The organism is Geobacillus sp. CCR (genome assembly GCF_052906625.1).
This window is the reverse complement of record NZ_JBREBQ010000015.1, coordinates 1-18,988: the sequence shown is the minus strand read 5'-3', so window position 1 is coordinate 18,988 and position 18,988 is coordinate 1. Positions and strand designations below refer to the sequence as shown.

Annotated in this window: 22 protein-coding genes; 6 read left to right on the top strand and 16 right to left on the bottom strand. The window is 53.8% G+C overall.

Going from position 1 to position 18,988, the window contains the following annotated elements:
- Positions 1–3 precede the first annotated feature (3 nt).
- The 9 genes from ACVBDQ_RS09470 to ACVBDQ_RS09430 form a co-directional block, all read right to left on the bottom strand.
- Entirely contained in the window at positions 4–672 is a 669-nt protein-coding gene (locus ACVBDQ_RS09470) for a flagellar brake protein (RefSeq protein ID WP_014196211.1), read from the bottom strand.
- 153 nt (positions 673–825) lie between these two features.
- Positions 826–2,169 (bottom strand): germination protein YpeB, encoded by a 1,344-nt coding sequence (gene ypeB / locus ACVBDQ_RS09465; RefSeq protein ID WP_446663189.1) that lies wholly within the window; start codon positions 2,167–2,169, stop codon positions 826–828.
- 15 nt (positions 2,170–2,184) lie between these two features.
- Complete coding sequence (gene sleB / locus ACVBDQ_RS09460; protein WP_011231715.1) at positions 2,185–2,979, bottom strand: spore cortex-lytic enzyme; 795 nt, start codon at positions 2,977–2,979, stop codon at positions 2,185–2,187.
- Between the two features lie 90 nt (positions 2,980–3,069).
- Entirely contained in the window at positions 3,070–3,747 is a 678-nt protein-coding gene (prsW, locus tag ACVBDQ_RS09455) for a glutamic-type intramembrane protease PrsW (RefSeq protein WP_096224979.1), read from the bottom strand.
- Between the two features lie 88 nt (positions 3,748–3,835).
- On the bottom strand, positions 3,836–4,807 hold the full coding sequence (locus tag ACVBDQ_RS09450) for an asparaginase (protein WP_011231717.1): 972 nt from the start codon (positions 4,805–4,807) through the stop codon (positions 3,836–3,838).
- Between the two features lie 218 nt (positions 4,808–5,025).
- On the bottom strand, positions 5,026–6,018 hold the full coding sequence (locus tag ACVBDQ_RS09445) for a YpdA family putative bacillithiol disulfide reductase (RefSeq protein ID WP_011231718.1): 993 nt from the start codon (positions 6,016–6,018) through the stop codon (positions 5,026–5,028).
- Between the two features lie 89 nt (positions 6,019–6,107).
- Positions 6,108–7,379 (bottom strand): Glu/Leu/Phe/Val family dehydrogenase, encoded by a 1,272-nt coding sequence (locus tag ACVBDQ_RS09440; protein ID WP_011231719.1) that lies wholly within the window; start codon positions 7,377–7,379, stop codon positions 6,108–6,110.
- 160 nt (positions 7,380–7,539) lie between these two features.
- Entirely contained in the window at positions 7,540–8,130 is a 591-nt protein-coding gene (locus tag ACVBDQ_RS09435) for a genetic competence negative regulator (RefSeq protein WP_011231720.1), read from the bottom strand.
- 157 nt (positions 8,131–8,287) lie between these two features.
- Positions 8,288–8,680 carry a hypothetical protein gene (locus tag ACVBDQ_RS09430; RefSeq protein WP_042380375.1) on the bottom strand — a complete coding sequence of 131 codons (393 nt, stop codon included), beginning with the start codon at positions 8,678–8,680 and terminating at the stop codon, positions 8,288–8,290.
- A 103-nt stretch (positions 8,681–8,783) separates the two neighbouring features.
- On the opposite strand from ACVBDQ_RS09430, the gene ACVBDQ_RS09425 reads away from it, so the two are divergent.
- From ACVBDQ_RS09425 to ACVBDQ_RS09415, 3 genes are read left to right on the top strand one after another with little or no spacing between them, the layout of a single operon-like run.
- Positions 8,784–9,014 (top strand): spore coat associated protein CotJA, encoded by a 231-nt coding sequence (locus tag ACVBDQ_RS09425; protein ID WP_014196217.1) that lies wholly within the window; start codon positions 8,784–8,786, stop codon positions 9,012–9,014.
- Positions 9,011–9,271, top strand: a complete 261-nt coding sequence (locus tag ACVBDQ_RS09420) for a spore coat protein CotJB (protein ID WP_014196218.1) — start codon at positions 9,011–9,013, stop codon at positions 9,269–9,271. Before ACVBDQ_RS09425 ends, ACVBDQ_RS09420 begins: the two co-directional genes overlap by 4 nt.
- A gap of 34 nt (positions 9,272–9,305) precedes the next feature.
- A complete protein-coding gene (locus tag ACVBDQ_RS09415) occupies positions 9,306–9,875 on the top strand; it encodes a manganese catalase family protein (protein WP_011231723.1) in 570 nt (189 codons plus the stop codon).
- Between the two features lie 25 nt (positions 9,876–9,900).
- Here ACVBDQ_RS09415 and ACVBDQ_RS09410 read toward each other — a convergent pair whose 3' ends face one another.
- The 5 genes from ACVBDQ_RS09410 to ACVBDQ_RS09390 form a co-directional block, all read right to left on the bottom strand.
- Complete coding sequence (locus ACVBDQ_RS09410) at positions 9,901–10,347, bottom strand: YpbF family protein (RefSeq protein WP_011231724.1); 447 nt, start codon at positions 10,345–10,347, stop codon at positions 9,901–9,903.
- A 98-nt stretch (positions 10,348–10,445) separates the two neighbouring features.
- Positions 10,446–10,976 carry a LysM peptidoglycan-binding domain-containing protein gene (locus ACVBDQ_RS09405; RefSeq protein ID WP_011231725.1) on the bottom strand — a complete coding sequence of 177 codons (531 nt, stop codon included), beginning with the start codon at positions 10,974–10,976 and terminating at the stop codon, positions 10,446–10,448.
- Entirely contained in the window at positions 10,973–11,557 is a 585-nt protein-coding gene (locus ACVBDQ_RS09400; protein ID WP_011231726.1) for a CPBP family intramembrane glutamic endopeptidase, read from the bottom strand. Before ACVBDQ_RS09400 ends, ACVBDQ_RS09405 begins: the two co-directional genes overlap by 4 nt.
- Entirely contained in the window at positions 11,541–13,064 is a 1,524-nt protein-coding gene (locus tag ACVBDQ_RS09395; protein WP_014196219.1) for a RecQ family ATP-dependent DNA helicase, read from the bottom strand. Before ACVBDQ_RS09395 ends, ACVBDQ_RS09400 begins: the two co-directional genes overlap by 17 nt.
- Positions 13,052–14,098 (bottom strand): helix-turn-helix domain-containing protein, encoded by a 1,047-nt coding sequence (locus ACVBDQ_RS09390; RefSeq protein WP_042380384.1) that lies wholly within the window; start codon positions 14,096–14,098, stop codon positions 13,052–13,054. Before ACVBDQ_RS09390 ends, ACVBDQ_RS09395 begins: the two co-directional genes overlap by 13 nt.
- A gap of 254 nt (positions 14,099–14,352) precedes the next feature.
- On the opposite strand from ACVBDQ_RS09390, the gene ACVBDQ_RS09385 reads away from it, so the two are divergent.
- The 3 genes from ACVBDQ_RS09385 (at position 14,353) to serA (ending at position 17,065) form a co-directional block, all read left to right on the top strand.
- Positions 14,353–14,601: a ferredoxin gene (locus ACVBDQ_RS09385; protein WP_011231729.1), complete on the top strand. Its 249-nt coding sequence runs from the start codon at positions 14,353–14,355 to the stop codon at positions 14,599–14,601.
- Positions 14,602–14,765: 164 nt separating this feature from the next.
- On the top strand, positions 14,766–15,269 hold the full coding sequence (locus tag ACVBDQ_RS09380; protein WP_011231730.1) for an inorganic diphosphatase: 504 nt from the start codon (positions 14,766–14,768) through the stop codon (positions 15,267–15,269).
- A 221-nt stretch (positions 15,270–15,490) separates the two neighbouring features.
- A complete protein-coding gene (serA, locus tag ACVBDQ_RS09375; protein ID WP_012820732.1) occupies positions 15,491–17,065 on the top strand; it encodes a phosphoglycerate dehydrogenase in 1,575 nt (524 codons plus the stop codon).
- 261 nt (positions 17,066–17,326) lie between these two features.
- Here the strand turns inward: serA and ACVBDQ_RS09370 are convergent, their stop codons facing one another.
- Positions 17,327–18,139, bottom strand: a complete 813-nt coding sequence (locus ACVBDQ_RS09370; RefSeq protein ID WP_011231732.1) for a histidinol-phosphatase — start codon at positions 18,137–18,139, stop codon at positions 17,327–17,329.
- A gap of 421 nt (positions 18,140–18,560) precedes the next feature.
- Positions 18,561–18,988: RNA-guided endonuclease TnpB family protein (locus ACVBDQ_RS09365; RefSeq protein WP_446663188.1), on the bottom strand; the 428-nt coding region annotated here is incomplete at its 5' end.

Below are 18,988 nucleotides of genomic sequence, written 5' to 3'. Positions count from 1 at the left end.
AGCTCATTTATTCTGTTCGTTCTCCCATTTTCTCTCCTCAAGCTGCCGTTCAAAGCTGTAGCGAATGAGCCGAACGCGGTCTTGGGGGGCGAGGTTTGTGAACTCCACCGACATTTTCGCCATGCCGCGTTCGTCATCAGCCATGCGCACAATCGACGCCTTCGTTTGCACGTAATGGTATTCGCCGGAGCGCATCGCCAACACGAGCCAAAGCTCGACCGCCATGCCGGGGCGAAGAAGCGGAGCGTGCGCCGGCGGCACAAGGAGGGCGGCACCGCCGGCGCTGATATCCACCGTCATCGTCACAAACGGAGCGAACTCGCTGTCAGACGGATGGACGGCCGCATCGACATTGGCTTTCACCCGTACATAACGGCGGCGCTGGATGCGCACGACGTATTCCTCGCCCGGGTAAGCCAAGACGACCATCGGCAACGGATCGCGGATTTTCCCCTTCACTTCGGTATCAAACATGTATAAACCGCCGTCTTGCCCGACAAAAGTCGCTTTAAACTGCATCCCGTTCAACAAATAGACGGTTTTTCCGCTCTGTTCATCGATCGGATAGCTGATATGAACCGCCCCGTCAGCAACAGCGAGCGCTTTGCTTCGGTATTGCCGCGCTGAGCCGTCCGACGGCTCAAGCCGGATCGAATCTCCGATTTTGATCATCATGTTTCCTTTTCTCCTTTTCAGTCAGCTGCCGAACCGGCGATCGTTTCGCTGACCCGCATGATGTCCCATGACGATTATACCATACCGCCCGACTGCCTTTGACCAAAAAAAGAGGAAAAGCCGACAGCGCCAGCTTTTCCTCCCTTGTTTTCATCTGTAATTCGGCTCCACGCTTTCGAGCTTCTCGACTTTTTCTTCAAGGCCGGTTGCGGCGTTAATGAACAGTTGATACGTTTCATCGCCAAGCGTTCCTAAAAACTCATAGCAAAGCACCGGTTTTTGCAAATCGTTCATAATGACCGCCTGGCGCTCTTCCATCACTTTCAAATGTGGGTTTAACTTTTTCTTCGCCGCCTCGACGGTGAGCGTCGGTTTGGGCAACGGACGCGGAATGGACGATGACAAATAGTCGCGCGCCGTAAAGCCGACGACATGGCCGTTGTCAAGCGCCACTTTCATTTGGATCGCTTCCGGGTAAATGCGGACGCCGTTTTCGCTTTTGACAAACGTCAGCATGGCGACATTATCGTATTGCGTGCTGTCGTACAACTCAAAGCCGGTGAATTGATGCCGTCGCAAAAACGCCATCCCACGGTTGGCCGCCTCATGCAAGCTGACCTTCGGCTTGCCGATTGGCCGGCTGTTTAACGCCCAAATCGGATATCCGCCGTTTTTCGTCACATCCATATAAATGTCGCCCTTTGTTTTCGGATCGTGAATCGTTAAACTGTAAAAACGCTCATCCGCCCCATTGCCGCTGTCCGTCACCTTGATTTTCTCTGTTCCTTTTAAGCCGAGAAACTCGCGGGCGATCCGTTTCGCCTCGTCTTTGGAAATCGGGCGCCCTTTCGCGCGGACAAAGCCTTTTTCCTCGTTGGCGAGGCCGATGAACGACGGGCCGAACTCGGACGAACTTGAGAATGTATCAACATTTTTCTCCACCGCTTTTAAGCCGTCAATAATGATGTTGTCGCCTTTCTCGTCGTTCGTCGCCAGCGCCAGTTCGACGTCCATCCAGCGCAAATTGTTTTCCAGCACTAAATGCTGCACGTTGCGCAATTCTTGGCGGATCGCGCCGGCGCTTTTGTACAGCGCCTCGAGCGTCTTGTGCTCTTCTTCGGTCAACGGCTCTTTTTCCAAATCGCGCACGGCCGTCCGGTAGCTGAACTCGCCGATTTTCGATAAAAACTCTTGCGTCTTGTTAAACGGCAAAAGCGACAGCGGCAGTTGGCCGACATCGGAATGGGCTTCAGATGCGATTTTCCACACTTCGGCGAGCGCCGGCGACAATGAGGCGTGCGAATTCATCGCCAGCGTCGCTCCAAGCTTGTCATGCAGCAAATCGATCTGGTAGGCCAAATCGTGGAACGCGCGCTGGTAATTGTTTTCCGCATGAATTAAGATCGCGTTTTTTTCCTGATGCTCCCGGTAGCCCCAGTAACCAGTGCCGACGACAGCGACGACAAGCGCTGCAATCAGTAAGTTTCGCACCATCTCGTCTCCCTCCTTTTATTTGCAAAAAATATGGTTTCCAATCCGCTTGATTTGCGGGCGGCTCCAAATCCAAGCGCTCGTCGCCGTGGCTGGGTTAAAGTAGTAAATCGCTCCGCCGGTTGGGTCCCAGCCGTTGATCGCATCAAGCACCGCTTTTTTCGCCGTTTCATTCGGCGTCAGCCAAATTTGCCCATCGGCGACCGCGGTAAACGCGCCTGGCTGAAAGATCACCCCGGCGACCGTATCCGGAAACGACGGATGCTCCAGCCGATTTAAAATAACGGCGGCAACCGCCACTTGTCCGATGTACGGCTCCCCGCGCGCTTCCCCGTAAACGGCGTTTGCCATCAGCCGAATATCGTTTTGCGAAAACCCTTTCGGCACGTTCGACGCCGTCGTTTTCGCTGCCCGCGACGATCCTCCGCCGCGTTTTTTCACCTGCTGGCTGAGCGGAATGCCGCCGTAATGGGTGAAATCGTTTCCTTGGCGGATTTGCTCTTTCACAAACTGCTCGTAATATTTTGAAGCGTTCACAAGCTTCCGTTTCGTCTCCGATCCGGCTAGTCCATCGACCGGCAAGCCGTATTCGTATTGGAAATTGCGCAGCGCCCAATACGTTCGCCAGCCAAACACGCCGTCAATTTTGCCGTTGTAAAACCCAAGGTATTGCAGCCGCGCCTGCAGTTCAATGACATCATCGCCAACTGCTCCACGCTGAATCACTTGCGGGGAAAACGCGAAAGCATGGCCTGATGGGTAAATGCACGTCCAAACAGCCAATGCGATGAATAGAACCCATTTTCTTGCCATATGTGAACCTCCCGTCAACACTCACCGTTTTTACCCCTATTTTCCTTCCGTTTCCCTTTTTTATGCGAAAAAAAGAAAAAGCCAAAGCTTTTACGCTTGGCTTTTCACAGGCGGCACCGCTTGAGGGCGGGCGTATCCTTTCGCTTGTTTTACTTTGCGCAACGCCGCCCACCATAAGGCGAGCATAAACAACCCCATGTAATAGCCCCATCGCTCTTTGGCGAGCAACAGCCAGTCATAGACGCCATGAAGGAAAAACGGCAACAAAAACGACGCCCATAAATAATAGCGGCGCTTTTTTACGGCAAACTTCGCCTTGCCGAAATAAAACCCCATGATGACGGAAAAGAGCGCATGACTGGACACCGGCAAAAGCGCACGGGCAATGGCCGTCTCCACTCCGTTGGCCAACAAGTACAAAATGTTTTCCAGCGTCGCGAACCCAAGCGAGACGCTGGCGCTGTACACAATGCCGTCATACGGCTCGTCAAATTCGTCGTGGTCATACACAAAAAAATAAACGACAAACCATTTGACAAACTCCTCAAGGAGCGCAGCGGAAAGAAACGCCTCGGCTGCCGGCGACGTGACGATCCCTTCTGCCGCCAGCACGTATTGGATGAACATGATCGGAAACACAAGCAAGACGCCGAACAAAAACATGCGCAACACAAACGAAAGCGGCTCAGCCTCATACTCGTCCTTTAAATAAAAATAACTAAGCAGCGCCACCCCGGGGGCGACGCCGGCGGAAATCAACGAAAACATCCTCGATCCCCGTTTCTTTGGCATTTTTAACTTCATCGTACCACGAAACAGGGGAGAAAAAAAGAGGAATTGCTGGGCCGCTTGTTGCCTAATAAGCGAACAAGCCATCAACGGCGGCGTCGGCAGCAAGAGCGACAGCGAGCTTGATGCGCGCCTTTTTCGCATCGTAGTCGCTGCCAAGAATAACCCCTTTCTTATGCAAATCGTAGGCGCTGCCGGGGTAATCGTACGTTGTATACACCGCCCCTTCCTCGGCGCTCGTCGTCACAACGACTTTAATCCCCGCTTCGATGGCTTTGACGATTTCATCGACCATTTTTGGCGCCACTTGCCCGCGGCCGACCCCTTCGAGCACAATGCCAGCGACGCCGCTTTCTCGAGCCGCTTTAATGAACTTGCCGTCCGCCTCCAAGTAGCATTTCACAATGTCCACCGGCGGAAGCGGGCGCACAAGCTTGTAATATTCGCGTCGGATCGGCTTTTGGTACACGTACACCTCATCGTTGTCAATGATGCCTAAATAGCCGAAGCCGAAAGCGTTGAATCCTTGAATGTTCGAGGCGTGTTCTTTTTTCACGTATTTCGCGGCAAAAATGCGTTCATTGAACACAACGACCGCCCCCGCCCCACGCAACGACTCGGCGCACGCGGCGTAAATGGCATGGCGGATGTTGATGTACACATCGCTGCCCAAATCAGACGGCGCCCGCTGCGAACCGGTGACGACGATCGTCCGCGGGTCATCGATCGTCAAATCAAGGAAATAGGCCGTTTCTTCGAGCGCATCGGTTCCGTGAGTGACGACGATGCCATCAACGGATGGATCGGTGAAATGCGCCTCAATCCGTTTTTTCAGCTCAAGCCAATGCGAAAACGTCAAATGCATGCTTGGCAATTGAAATACGCTTTCCACGATGATTTCAATTTCTTTCGGCAAATGGCACATCGCCGCAAGTTCTTCACCGCTTAGCGCCCCGGCCCGCAGGCGGCCGGAGCGTTCGTTTCGCTTGCTCGCAATCGTGCCGCCGGTTGTCAGGAGCACCACTTTCCGTTTCGTCACGCAAGCCACCCTCGCTTTCTCGCTTTAGCATCATTACACGAATGTTGATTATCCATTATTTTACTAAAAAACAAAGAATGGTATGGCTGAACACACGCTTTTCTGCCTCTTCCCTCGAACAAGAACGCCGGCGGGCAAATGTCATTTGCCCGCAAGGCGTTCATTGTTCGAGGAGGGCATGCCGTCATATGCCCAGTCGATGTATTGGCCAAGAAGCGCTACTGCAGCTGCTTGGCCGACCCCTCCCGTTCGCGCTTGGCGATGCAGGCGGCAATAGCGTCTCCATGGAAGCGGCCGTTTTCGATAAAAATTTCATTCGCATCGTTGCCAGCGGCGATCACCCCGGCGATAAACACCCCCGGCACGTTTGTTTCCATCGTCTCTGAATCATAATGCGGCCGGCCGCTTTCCGGGTCGATCTGCACCCCGATGTTCATCAAGAAGCGATGATCCGGATGGTAGCCGGTCATGGCAAACACAAAGTCGTTTTTGATTGTTTTCGTTTCCCCGTCCACTTCATACACGACCGCATCTTCGGTAATTGCTTTCACATGTGCGCGAAACTCCATGCGGATGACGCCTTTCTTCACAAGAGAGTCAAACTCCGGCAAAATCCACGGCTTAATGCTTTTCGAATACTCGTTGCCGCGATACAGCACTGTCACGCGCGCCCCAGCTTTCACAAGCTCCATCGCCGCGTCGACGCTCGAGTTTTTCCCGCCGATGACAACGCAGTCGGTGTTGAAGTACGGATGCGCTTCTTTAAAGTAATGCATCACTTTCGGCAGCTCTTCCCCCGGCACGTTCATATAGTTTGGATGGTCGTAATAGCCGGTGGCGATGACGACGTACTGCGCGCGGTACGTCCCTTTTGTCGTTTCAATAAGAAATGCTCCATCTTCCTGCGGCTTGACGGTTTTCACTTCTTCAAACGTATTGACGCGCACTTGCTTGCGAACCACGACTTCCCGGTAATAAGCGAGCGCTTGATTTCGCGTCGGCTTCCGGTTTTCCGTGATAAACGGCACGCCGCCGATCTCCAACCGGTCGCTCGTGCTGAAAAACGTCTGATGCGTCGGAAAACGGTAAATCGAATGGACGATGTTTCCTTTCTCGATCACCAGCGGCGAAAATCCTGCGTCTTGCAAAGCAATCGCCGCCGCCAGCCCGCACGGACCGCCGCCGACAATAATGATTTTCTCCTCTTTCATCGTTTTTGCCACCTCGCATGAAGCAAAAAATCCCCTATCTTATGATAGGGGATTTCACCAAAGCTTGCAAACATCGGCGCTTGCTCGCCTCACACCCAGCCGCGGAACCGGCACGCTTCCGCCATTTTGCGGACGCCGACCATGTAGGCGGCAAGGCGCATGTCGACGCGGCGCGTCTGCGCCATTTCATACACGTTGTTGAACGCTTTGACCATCACTTTTTCAAGCCGCTGTTCCACTTCTTCTTCCGTCCAATAGTAACCTTGGTTGTTTTGCACCCATTCGAAGTACGACACAGTCACGCCCCCAGCGCTTGCAAGCACGTCCGGAACGAGCAAAATGCCGCGCTGCGTCAAAATTTCCGTCGCCTCAAGCGTCGTCGGCCCGTTCGCCGCCTCGACGACGATGCTCGCCTTAATGCGCGGAGCGTTTTCGGCCGTAATTTGGTTTTCGATGGCCGCCGGCACCAAAATATCGCAATCGAGCTCAAGCAGCTCTTGATTCGAAATCGTATTTTTAAACAGCTTCGTCACCGTGCCAAAGCTGTCGCGCCGTTCAAGCAAATAGTCGATGTCGAGCCCGTTCGGGTCGTACAGCGCGCCGTACACATCGGAAATGCCGACGACTTTCGCCCCGGCGTCGTGCATAAATTTGGCCAAATAGCTGCCAGCGTTGCCGAACCCTTGAACGACGACGCGCGCTCCCTTGAGCGACAAGCCGCGTTTTTTCGCCGCCTCGCGGATGCAAATGGTCACTCCTTTGGCCGTCGCTGTTTCCCGGCCGTGCGAACCGCCGAGGACAAGCGGCTTCCCGGTGATAAACCCTGGCGAATCAAACTCGCGAATTCGGCTGTACTCATCCATCATCCACGCCATAATTTGCGAGTTCGTAAACACATCCGGCGCCGGAATGTCTTTTGTCGGTCCGACGATTTGGCTGATGGCGCGCACGTAGCCGCGGCTTAGCCGCTCGAGCTCGCGGAACGACATCGTGCGCGGGTCGCAGACGATGCCGCCTTTGCCGCCGCCGTATGGCAAGTCAACGATGCCGCACTTTAAGCTCATCCAAATCGACAGCGCTTTCACTTCTCGTTCCGTCACATCAGGATGGAAACGCACGCCGCCTTTCGTCGGACCGACCGCATCGTTATGCTGCGCGCGGTAGCCGGTAAAAATTTTCACCGACCCGTCGTCCATGCGCACCGGAATGCGGACTGTCAACACGCGGATCGGCTCTTTTAACAGCTCATACACTTCTTCCGGGTAGCCGAGCTTTTCCAACGCTCTATGTATAACAATTTGTGTCGACGCCAGCACGTCGTATTGTTGTTCTTTCTCTTCCGTATGCTTATCGGCTGCCATACGTAAACCTCCTATAAGCTCGCTATAGTAATTTGTCGCCTTTCATGTCATAGTATACACCTTCTGTGGCCGGATGCAAAGGAAAAATGGCGAAGCGGCGTCGAACAGTTGGCGCAAAAAAATAGACTCCTTGTCCATTTCAAGGAGCCTTTCTATACCTTTAATTGGCGCGGAAATAACGAACGAGCTGTTCGATCGCGCGGCGTTCAATCAGCCGCTTCCCATATTCTTGCACACGATGTATCGTTATCGTAGCCGGGTTGCCAAACTCGGCCAGCAAGGCGACAAAGTTGTCGAGCGGAATTGGGGGCTCTTCGGGAACATGCAAGTAAAAGCGGCCTTGATAGGAATAAAGCGTGCCGTCGAGGCAACCGACCGCATGCAGGCGATGAGCGAGCTGGATGACATCTTCAAACGTTTGGAATTCGTAAAATATGTCATCGCTCTCATCGAGCGTTACTTGCATTTCGATATAATCGTCGGCGAATTCTTCTTCCATGTCGTCGTAGTCGCCTTCGTTCGTAACGATAACGACCATGCCCTGCGCCGGTAAAGAGTACACTTCGACCGCGATCGATCCGTTCACTTCAAAACCGAGCTCTTCGCTTGCTTCCTCGATCATATCGCGGAACAGCTGATGGACTTTAAACGTATCTTTCCATAAATCGTCTTTCGTCAACCCGCGGTCCAGCAAATCGTCAAACGTCAGGAAAATTTTGATTTTGTTGTGGGTCAAGCGCTCAAGACGCATCGGCACCCCTCCTTACCTACAGAGCCATCTCTTACCGTTATTGTATGACGCAAGCGGCAATTGGTTCGTTTGTTGTTATTAATGAGTTTACATCGTTTTCCCCGTTTTAGACAAGCATTTTTTCTCGGTTGCTCCCCGATCAGCATACTTCCTCCTGTCATGGCCAGCGATGCGGCATCGTCTGGCGGCTTCTCAACGTCATCATACCATAAAAAAAGGAAAAAACGAAAAAAAGCGCCGCCAGCCGCCAATGGAACTGAAACGCCCAATAAAAATGGCCGAGCGCCGCCAAGCTGAACAACCATTGGCCTAAGCGGAGCCGCCGGCCGGACAACAAACGCACCGTCCCGGTTACAGCGATGCTAAGAAGCGCCCCGTTGGCAGCGACGCCGAGCAAAAAACAAGCAAAAGCAAGCCATGTTCGAAACGGGGAAAACAACAGCTGCGTCAAAAACAAGGTTGGGGAAAACGGCTCAAGGGGCGGCAGCCAGCGAAAAAACAAATACGTGCACAAGACAGCGACAAAGGCGATCATCCATAGGCGGCCCATTTTTTCCTCCTTATTATTGCCATGATTCGCCATGACAAACAGGCATGAACGGTACTGCTCTATCATAATATAGACTGAACTTTGCCAAAAAAGGAGGGGTTTCATGTTTACAACGCGCAAACAATATGAGCCGTATACAAGCCCGTTTGACCCATGCCCGCCGATCCGCGTGAAAACATACGTCACCGCACCAAACTTATACGTCGGATTCCAGCCGCCCAACTTGCCGCAATTCCCTCTTCGTGAAGCGTTGATGAAAGGGACGCTTTGGCAAGTGTTTTACGATCCGTACTACAGCCCTTACGAAACAAAGACAAAAGGTGATGGCTCATGAAACAAATGCCAAAGGAGTATTATGAACAGCTTGAAGAGCTGCAAGCCGTCGACTTTGCCCTCGTCGAACTGACACTCTACTTGGACACCCATCCGACCGACTATCAAGCGATTCAACAATTTAATCAACTCGCCAAAAAACGGAAACAGCTGAAAAAACAATTTGAAGCCGCCTATGGTCCGCTTGAACAGTTTGGCCATAGCTATTCCAACTACCCGTGGAACTGGGACGACACGCCTTGGCCTTGGCAAGTGTAGCCGATCCATCACGAACGCAAGGGGGGAACGGATCATGTGGATTTATGAAAAAAAATTGCAATACCCGGTCCGCGTCAGCACGTGCAATCCGCGGCTGGCAAAATATTTGATCGAGCAATACGGCGGGGCAGACGGGGAGCTGGCAGCGGCGCTCCGCTACTTAAACCAGCGCTATACGCTGCCGCCGAAAGTCATCGGGCTGCTAAACGACATCGGTACGGAAGAACTCGCCCACCTTGAAATGATCGCAACGATGGTGTACAAACTGACGAAAGACGCGACGCCTGAGCAGCTAAAAGAAGCCGGGCTGGAGCCGCATTACGTCGACCATGAGCGCGCCCTCTTTTACCATAACGCCGCCGGCGTTCCATTCACGGCGACGTACATCCAAGCGAAAGGCGACCCGATCACCGACTTGTATGAGGACATCGCGGCCGAAGAAAAAGCGCGCGCGACATATCAGTGGATCATCAATATGAGCGACGACCCGGATTTAAACGACGGACTCCGCTTTTTGCGCGAGCGGGAAATCATCCATGCCCAACGGTTCCGTGAAGCGGTGGAAATTTTAAAAGAGGAGCGCAACCATAAAAAGGTTTTCTAAGCCAGCAGCTGAGCGGAACCCCCGCTCAACTTTGTTCATAATAAAGATTGATGCCATACTCCCGCTTCATCCATTCAAACAGCCGATGGCGCCCGTTCCACTGTTCTTGGTCCTGCCATAAATCGATGCTTTTTTGAATGATCTCACAGCGAAGGGCGTGAAAATCGTCTTCCGCCTTTTCGCTTTTTCCTTTGTAGTAGACGGCTGCCCAATAAACGGTGCTTAAAAGAAGCAGAATCAACACATGGGCAGGCGCAGCGAAAAACCAGGCGATCCGCTCTCCCCACGTCCCGAAAGCCGCCGCCTTGGCCAAAAGATAAAGCAGGAAAACGGCCAAACCGGAAAACGCGGCCGCCTGCAAGAGCAACGTCCGCTTTTCGAGCCGCTCCCATTTTTTCTTTTTTTCGATGACGGCCATCAACATTTCCTTCGCCACTTCATCGAGGGGAAATTCATCTGGAAAATGGACCATCTCCTCTCCCCCTTGTCCTGTTTTTATTGTCCATCATATGCCGCAGAAGGCAGCATTAGAACAAAGAAAGGGGAGCGGCAGACAATGCTTTGTTTCGCTCAATGGTTTTCGTCAAGCGGAATGCGCAGCGTTTGCCCTGGCTGAAGGCGGCCCGTCGACAAGCCGTTTTCCTTTTTAATGAGATCGATCGCATCAGGCGTGCCGTAATATTTCATGGCGATGCTGTAGAGCGTCTCATTGGCTGCGACGACATGGGTGATGATTTTTCCTTGTTCATCATCGGTCTTCTTTTCCCGGCCGCCGACGCTTCCTCGGTCGGCGGCGCTCTTCTGCTTCGATTTGGCCGCCTGTTCTGTCCTCTTGACTTCGTCGTCTTGAATAATGCGCACCGTCTCGCGGCCGCTTTGATCTTCATGACGAACGACTGTGACCGTGTCGGACTTCGATTGGACATGGTGGATGGCCAGCACGACTGCCGGCAACGCCAAAAACAAGAACACGAGCAGGCGGGCCGGGACGTATTTTCGCTTTTGTTCTTCTTTTTCCCTCCGCCGTTTGATGCGCGAGGACGGCGCGCTCTCATCGATCCGCAAGCGCCGCCCAGCTCGGCGCTCCTGTGTTCCTTTCATCGCTTCACCCCTTCCTCCCGCTGCAACCGAATATGCAAAGCGAGCACCACATCGATCAAAAAGTGGGCGACAACCGTCACCCATAAACTCCCGGTCTGTTCGTAAAGCGCACCGAGAAACAAACTGATGAGCACAACCATCAGAAACAAAAACCATTTTTCCAAATAGCGCACATGCAGCACAGCAAAAATGACGCTTGCCGCTCCAAGCCCCCAATGCGTCTGCACAACACCGCGAAACAGCCATTCTTCCGTCACAGCGATGAGCGCACATAAAAAAAAGAGATGCGGAATCGAGCGGCCGCGGAATATTTTTTCGTTCACCCCGCCGTCGTCATGCCAATCATCCGGCAAATAGCGCATGGCCAAAAAATCGACCGCCAGCACGAGCGCCGCCCCGCCCGCTCCGTATAGCAGCACATCGGTGAGATCGAACCGCCAAAGCCGGCGCCACTCCGCCCAATCGAACAAAAAGAGCGAACAGCCGCCGGCGGCAAGAAGCAGCAACCCTTGCGTTACATAAAGATGAAAAAGCAGCTCGCGCTCTGTCATCTGCCGGATTTGTTCACTTTGCCGTTTCATTCGTCCGCCCCCCGCCAAAAAGCATGTCCCACAACTCCTCGCGCCAATGGCGAACCGGCGCCTCCTCCGGACGGCGGACGGCTCGTTCATAGCCGTCAAGCGAAAGCCCGCAGCGATCGCAGCAGACATTCTGCTGATCCGTCAGCTCCTCGCCAAACGCGCGGACAAGCGCTTGACGCCGGCACGAAGACAAGTGCACCCATTCATCCATTTCCTGCAGTTTTTTCCGCTTCCAGCGCCGCCGCGCCTCGATGGCGGCTGCCATCCTGCCGTACAGCCGCTCTTTTGCCTCCGCTGTCAGCCAACCAGGCATCGCCCGTTGTTCCCGTTCTAAAAAATACGCCAACAGCCGCTTTTGTACGTCGGTGAATCCGGCAGCCTCGAGCGTCGCCATCGCCGCTTCCCATCCGGCTCCTTCCGGCAGCCGCCAACACCACTCACGCAGCTCGCGCGGACTTAACAGCTCGGCCTCCGCCACCGCCTGGGCCATGGCCCGGTCGCCGTCCGCATAAAATAACACAGCAAGGCTTGGCGCTCCGTCGCGCCCCGCGCGCCCGATTTCCTGCACGTACGCCTCGAGCTGGGCCGGCATATGAAAATGAAGCACAAATCGGACGTTTTCTTTGTTCACGCCCATGCCGAATGCGCTTGTACAACATACGATGTCAAGCTGACCGTAGACAAATTGCTGCTGCACGAGCAGCCGTTGCTCCCCGTCCATGCCGGCATGGTAATAGGCGACCCGCCCCGCGCCGCACTGTTCGAGCCGGCGCGCCATCTCTTCCGCCCATTGACGGCTCGAAAAATAAATGATTCCCGGGCCTTCGAGACGCTTGGCATAATCGGCCAAGCGCGCCGCTTTGTCCTCCGTTGATGAACAATGCTCCACGCACAAGGCGATGTTCGGACGATCGACGGAATGAATATGGCGGCGGGCACCATCCATCCCGAGCGTGCGAATAATATCCTCCTGCACCTCGGGCGGCGCCGTCGCCGTCAACGCCAAACACGGCGGGGCCCCGAGCGCGCGCCGGATCTCCCCAAGCTTTAAAAAGTCCGGGCGAAAGTCATATCCCCATTGAGAAATGCAGTGCGCTTCATCGACGACAAAAAGCGAAATGCATACGCGCCGAAGCGCCGTTAAAAATTTTGCCGACTGCAGCATCTCCGGCGACGCGTAAATAAAGCGAAACTCCGCAAGCGAAGCGAGCGCCTGCCATTTTTCTTCGGCATCAAGCAGGCTGTGAAAAGCAATCACTCGCTTTTCCCCGCGCCGGCGCAACTGCTCGACTTGGTCCTCCATGAGCGACACAAGCGGCGAAACGATCAGCACACTGCCTTGAAGCAAATACGCTGGCAGCTGATAGCAAAGCGACTTGCCGCTTCCGGTCGGCAGCATCGCCAGCACGTCGCGCCCAGCAAGCACATCTTCCGCCACTTCCCGCTGACCCGGGCGGAATGAAGCATGTCCGAACTTCATGCGCAGCGTTTTCGTCAACTCGTCCAACGTCCCACTTCCTTTGCCAACACGAGCCGAATTTCGAAATAGCTGACTTTGCCATCAAGCGCCTCGCGAATCTCTTTCAATTTCCTCGTCCTAAGCGCCTGCGCCGCCGCTCGAATGGCCGCCGCCTTTTCATCGTCGACAAACGGGGCGATCGAAAAACCGGACACATTGGCAGCGATTTCGACAACGTGATCCTCAATCGTGCTTCGCTTCAAGCGGCGAAGATTGGAAATATCTTCTATCGTTTTTCCTTTCCGCAGCCATTCGTACGTTTTTTGCGCCGATTGTGTCAGCACCGCCGGCGCCAGTCCGCTCATCAATTCGGCCATCATCGGAACGCGTCCAGCCTCAGCTTCCGCCATGATGTAATGAAGCACGTTGCGGAATTGAAACTGCACGTAGAGCGCGTCCTTTTGCAAATAGGCCGCGATTTGCTCCATCGTCCAGCCGATGCGGACCGCGCTCGTCAAACGCAGCGTAAAGATCACCGCCGCCTCCTCCGAAACCGCTTCAAGCAGCCGGATGAGCTCTTGATACAGCGTCTCGGCCAACATTTGGCGCGATCCTTTTGCAAGCAAATATTGCTTCACCCATTGAAGCGTCCGCTCGTCGCGGCAAATCGGTGCAAAACGCCGCCCATAGACGAGGTTTGACAATGTCTGCCCGATCAAGGAAAGACGCTGCCAAAACAGCGGTTCCGCCTCATGATAGCGCCAGCCGTTCAGATGGCGGGGGAAAAGCGCTGCTTGCTCGGCAAGCCATTCTTCCCCTGCCGCGGTCAACGTGTATGTCCGCTGTTTCGCGGATAAAGCGAGTCGCTGTTCGACAAGCGCCATTGCCGCTTCCTCGAGCGCCGCCAGCGTCACATTCTTCCATGTGCCAAACAGCGGCTCAAGCTGAAACCATTTGCTGTCTTGGAGCGTCTGCGCCGATTTTTTTCCCGAAAATAAATGATACACCGCCGCCAGCGTCCGTTCGCCGTTGAAGCGGCGCAAGCAATGGGCGAGCAAAAATGAGGCATAGCCATGCCGCATCCTGCGTTCCTCCCTCGCCTCTATTGTAGCAAAAATCGCCCAACCGGTCGGCAGAAAAAATCGATCGGTTGACAGTTCCGCCATATGATAACAAAACTAAATAAGATGCATATGTGTAAAAATACAAGAGAGCGATTTTTTTGTTGAAAAGCCGGCCGTACGGTCTTATTATTAAAAGTGAAAAGTTCATTTCCGAGCAGGCAACACGGAGATGGCCCGTCCGTTTCCAATAAACTTGGGGAGGTTCGATTTTTATGCCAAAGTATACGATTGTGGATAAAGAGACTTGCATCGCCTGCGGAGCTTGCGGCGCCGCCGCTCCCGACATTTACGACTACGACGAGGACGGCATTGCCTACGTCACCCTTGATGACAACCAAGGCATCGTCGAAGTGCCGGAGATTTTGATTGACGATATGATGGACGCCTTCGAAGGCTGTCCGACTGAATCGATCAAAGTTGCTGACGAGCCGTTTGACGGCGATCCGAATAAATTCGACTGACATTCCCCCTCTTGCCTTGCCGGCAAGAGGGTTTTTTGATGCAAGCGTGAAATCACAAGTGGCGCATCTTGAACGAACGTGCTACAATAAGATTGGCTTGTCCGCCGCGCCTGCTGGGTGGACAAGTTTTCATGTATACATAACCAACAAAGGAGGAACGGGTTATGGCATTCGAAAATAAAATTGTCGAAGCGTTTATCGAAATTCCAACCGGGAGCCAAAACAAATACGAATTCGACAAAGAACGGGGCATTTTCAAGCTCGACCGCGTCCTATATTCACCGATGTTTTATCCGGCTGAATACGGCTATTTGCAAAATACGTTGGCGCTGGATGGCGACCCGCTCGACATTTTGGTCATCACGACAAACCCGACGTTCCCGGGCTGCGTCATCGACACGCGCGTCATCGGCTATTTGAACATGGTCGACAGCGGCGAAGAAGATGCGAAATTGATCGGCGTTCCGGTCGAAGATCCGCGCTTTGACGAAGTGAGATCGATTGAAGACCTCCCGCAGCACAAACTGAAAGAAATCGCCCACTTCTTTGAACGCTACAAAGACTTGCAAGGGAAACGGACGGAAATCGGCACATGGGAGGGGCCGGAAGCAGCCGCCAAATTGATCGACGAATGCATCGCCCGCTACAACGAACAGAAAAACAAGTAATCCGTCCAACATCTCATTTCACCAGACGCCGTTTTTCTATTTCCGAACAATTTTGCCCATGTCGTTTGATATGGGCGCTTTTCTTTTTCAAACCCCGAACATTCCTGCTCAAAAAAACGTTTTCATTGGTATGACTTCTTTTTCCCCCATTGACAGAAACCGCTTTCGCATGTTAAATTATCAGAAATTTAACATCCTTGAAACAGAAAGGGGCACCCACTGTGTTTCGCGTACTCGTTTCCGACGCCATCAGTGAAGAAGGTTTGGCGCCGCTCTGCGCATCGGCGCAGATCGACATCGTGCAAAAGAAAACAACCGAAGCGGAAGAGGAATTGCACACCTTTGACGCTTTGCTCGTGCGCAGCGCCACCAAAGTGACGGAAGAACTATTGGAAAAAATGCCGAACTTAAAAATTATCGGCCGCGCCGGGGTGGGCGTCGACAACATTGATGTCGATGCAGCGACGAAACGCGGCATCGTCGTCATTAACGCGCCAAACGGCAATACGATTTCGGCCGCTGAGCATACCTTTGCCATGATGGCCGCCCTCGTCCGACGCATCCCGCAGGCGCACATTTCCGTCAAATCGAGGGAGTGGAACCGCTCGGCGTTTGTCGGCAACGAGCTGTTTGGCAAAAAATTGGGCATCATCGGCTTCGGCCGCATCGGCTCGGAAGTCGCCAAACGGGCGCGCGCCTTTGGCATGAGCGTGCACGTGTACGACCCATTTTTAACGAAAGAACGCGCCGAAAAACTCGGCGTCTCGATTCACTCGCTTGACGAAGTGCTGGCCGTGGCTGACATCATCACCGTTCATACGCCGCTCACGAAAGAAACGCGCGGGTTGCTTGGCACGGAAAACTTGGCGAAAACGAAAAAGGGCGTCTATTTGATCAACTGCGCCCGCGGCGGCATCATCGACGAACAGGCGCTCATCCCGTTCTTGGAAAGCGGGCATGTCGCCGGCGTCGCCCTCGACGTCTTTGAACAAGAGCCGCCAGGGGATCATCCGCTTTTAGCGTTTGACAATGTGATCGTTACGCCGCATTTAGGGGCGTCGACCGTCGAAGCGCAGCTGAACGTCGCCACCCAAGTCGCGGAAGAGCTGCTCCACTTTTTTGAAGGACGGCCCGTCACCTCATCGATCAACTTGCCGGCGTTGTCGAAAGACGTCTATGAAAAAATTCAAGCATTCTATCATTTAGGCCGGAAGCTCGGCTTGATTGCATCGCAGTTTATGAACATCCCGGTGCAAGAGCTGTCGGTCACCTACGCCGGCACGGTCGCTGATCTGGAGACGACGTACATCACCCGCAGCCTGCTCGCCGGCTTCCTGCGGCCGCGCGTCGCCTCAACCGTCAACGAGGTGAACGCCGCCATGGTCGCCAAAGAGCGCGGCATCACATACGGCGAAAAATTTTCCGATGAAACGCACGGCTATGCGAACTGCATTTCGCTCACCGTCCATGGCGAAAACAAAACGTTCACCATCAAAGGGACGCACGTGCCGAACTACGGCGACCGCATCGTCCATTTTGACGGCGTCGCCATCGACTTTGCCCCGGAAGGCCATCTCCTGTATATCCAGCACCAAGACCGGCCGGGGATGATCGGCAAAGTCGGGAACGTGCTTGGGGCGCACGATGTCAACATCGCCACCATGCAAGTCGGCCGCCAAGAAGCGGGGGGCAAGGCGATGATGATCTTATCGCTTGACAAACCGGTTGATGATGAGGTATTGCAGGCGTTGGCGCAAATTGATGACATCGAAACGGTGAAGCGGCTCGAAGCGTAACCACCCGCTTCTGCGGGCAGATCATACAAAAAACGCAGGCCTTCCCAGAAAGGAGCCTGCGTTTTTCGTTCGAGCAAGCCCCACAGCAGCCATTCGCATCGTATAGTTCCCTCTTGCGAAAAGGCGATGATCATGACCCAAAAGGTTGTTTTTCCTTAAACCAAACACAATGCATCGTTTCTTCATGATTGTTTTACGCCTACATACTAAGAAAGGGTGTCCCGATCCTTTTGGGACACCCTCGTGTTTTGTCAGTTCCGTTCAGCCGAGCGGCACCGCCTTCCGCTCGCCTTTCGAGAACGTCATCAGCTCGGTGTAGCCGACACTGCGGGCGAGTTCCACCGCCTTGTCAAAATCGGCGCCGACATGCTCAGGCACGTGCGCGTCGGACGACAACACAATCGGAATGCCTTTGTCATAGCACATTTGGAGCAGGCGCGGATCCGGATACAGTTCGCCAACCGGCTTGCGCAGCCCGGCGGTGCTGATTTCGACGCACGTTTTCGAATTGGCGAGCGCTGTTGTCGCCCGGTCGTATTGTTCAAGCAAAAATTCCTCATCTTCCGGGACGTATTTAAAAATTTTCACCAAATCGAGGTGGCCGATAATGTCAAACAAATTCGACTCGGCGAGCGTCACGACTTGATCGAAATATTTGCGGTATGTATCGTACAAATCGCGCCGTTCCCACTCGTGGCGATATTCGGCTAAGTCGATGCCGAAATCGTCGACCCAATGGATCGAACCGATGACATAGTCAAACTCGTATGAGCGGATAAAGGCGGCCATTTCCTCGTGTTTGCCCGGCGTATAATCCATTTCGATCGACATTTTCACATCGAGGCCCGCATCCCACGCTTCGTGGAACAGCCGGACATAATCGTCCATATCGTAGCAGCGGCGCGCGTCGACCCACGGGTTGGACAAAATGTTTTTCGTTTGGTAAAAATGGTACGCGTGCTCGGAAATGCCGAAATGCTGGATGCCTTTTTTGACCGCTGCATCCGTGAACTGGCGCAAATAATCAAGCGTCAACGCCCCTCGTTCCAAATGGTTATGATAATCGGTCAACATCGGTGTTTCTCCTCTCCTGCTGTTTTTCTCATTATAACGCATTACCGCAAGAAAGGACAACCGTTTTGCGAATATTCATCCAATCATCCGTTGGCGCCGACAAGAAACAACAGTCCGACGCATACCGCCACACCAGCCACCGCCAAGAGGCGTCTCATCACATCGCCCATTTCCATCCCTCCTTGCCTATGTCGCACCATATATGTCTTATGTCAAAACGAACGCCGATAGAACGGCCTCGCGTCGACATTACCAAAAATTTGACACTCCGCACGGCTAAAGCCGTGGGATTCTTGGGTCGCTCACGTCCTCATCCATTTCTGGTTCAGACCACGCCCAAGATCAGGGGTGTGTCATCACCCCGTCCCATCGGGTTAGAATGTACCCCGATGGGCGGCGCACCTGTGACCAGTGCGCTAGGTTAGGCGGCGAAGCCCGAAATCGCTTTGGCGATGTTGATGGCGCCATTCAAGTCGGCGTGGAGGGTGTATCCGCACTTTTGGCATCGGAAGCGGATGCCGTTTCGATTTGCTTTCTCTCGATGCCCGCATCGGCATGCTTGGCTCGTGTAGGTCGGCTTCACCCACTCCACCCGAATGCCCGCCATTTCCGCTTTATAGGCGATCATCGTTTGCAGTTGATGAAACGCCCAAGCATGAAGGCTTCGCCCCGCTTCTTTTGCGGAAGTTGCTCGTTTCCGAATCCCCGTCAACTCTTCCATCCGAATCACGCCAACACCGTTGGCGAGCGCAAAATTCACGATTTGACGGCTGATTTTGTGATTTTGATCCTTCATCCAGCGGGACTCTTTACGGCCGATTTTGCGAATCATATGGAGCTTCTTGGCTT

Coding starts and splice junctions, on each gene's coding strand:
- ACVBDQ_RS09470 (WP_014196211.1), bottom strand. CDS start 672: ATGATCAAAATCGGAGATTCGATCCGGCTTGAGCCGTCGGACGGCTCA.
- ypeB (WP_446663189.1), bottom strand. CDS start 2,169: ATGGTGCGAAACTTACTGATTGCAGCGCTTGTCGTCGCTGTCGTCGGC.
- sleB (WP_011231715.1), bottom strand. CDS start 2,979: ATGGCAAGAAAATGGGTTCTATTCATCGCATTGGCTGTTTGGACGTGC.
- prsW (WP_096224979.1), bottom strand. CDS start 3,747: ATGTTTTCGTTGATTTCCGCCGGCGTCGCCCCCGGGGTGGCGCTGCTT.
- ACVBDQ_RS09445 (WP_011231718.1), bottom strand. CDS start 6,018: ATGAAAGAGGAGAAAATCATTATTGTCGGCGGCGGTCCGTGCGGGCTG.
- ACVBDQ_RS09440 (WP_011231719.1), bottom strand. CDS start 7,379: ATGGCAGCCGATAAGCATACGGAAGAGAAAGAACAACAATACGACGTG.
- ACVBDQ_RS09435 (WP_011231720.1), bottom strand. CDS start 8,130: ATGCGTCTTGAGCGCTTGACCCACAACAAAATCAAAATTTTCCTGACG.
- ACVBDQ_RS09430 (WP_042380375.1), bottom strand. CDS start 8,680: ATGGGCCGCCTATGGATGATCGCCTTTGTCGCTGTCTTGTGCACGTAT.
- ACVBDQ_RS09425 (WP_014196217.1), top strand. CDS start 8,784: ATGTTTACAACGCGCAAACAATATGAGCCGTATACAAGCCCGTTTGAC.
- ACVBDQ_RS09420 (WP_014196218.1), top strand. CDS start 9,011: ATGAAACAAATGCCAAAGGAGTATTATGAACAGCTTGAAGAGCTGCAA.
- ACVBDQ_RS09415 (WP_011231723.1), top strand. CDS start 9,306: ATGTGGATTTATGAAAAAAAATTGCAATACCCGGTCCGCGTCAGCACG.
- ACVBDQ_RS09410 (WP_011231724.1), bottom strand. CDS start 10,347: ATGGTCCATTTTCCAGATGAATTTCCCCTCGATGAAGTGGCGAAGGAA.
- ACVBDQ_RS09405 (WP_011231725.1), bottom strand. CDS start 10,976: ATGAAAGGAACACAGGAGCGCCGAGCTGGGCGGCGCTTGCGGATCGAT.
- ACVBDQ_RS09400 (WP_011231726.1), bottom strand. CDS start 11,557: ATGAAACGGCAAAGTGAACAAATCCGGCAGATGACAGAGCGCGAGCTG.
- ACVBDQ_RS09390 (WP_042380384.1), bottom strand. CDS start 14,098: ATGCGGCATGGCTATGCCTCATTTTTGCTCGCCCATTGCTTGCGCCGC.
- ACVBDQ_RS09385 (WP_011231729.1), top strand. CDS start 14,353: ATGCCAAAGTATACGATTGTGGATAAAGAGACTTGCATCGCCTGCGGA.
- ACVBDQ_RS09380 (WP_011231730.1), top strand. CDS start 14,766: ATGGCATTCGAAAATAAAATTGTCGAAGCGTTTATCGAAATTCCAACC.
- ACVBDQ_RS09370 (WP_011231732.1), bottom strand. CDS start 18,139: ATGTTGACCGATTATCATAACCATTTGGAACGAGGGGCGTTGACGCTT.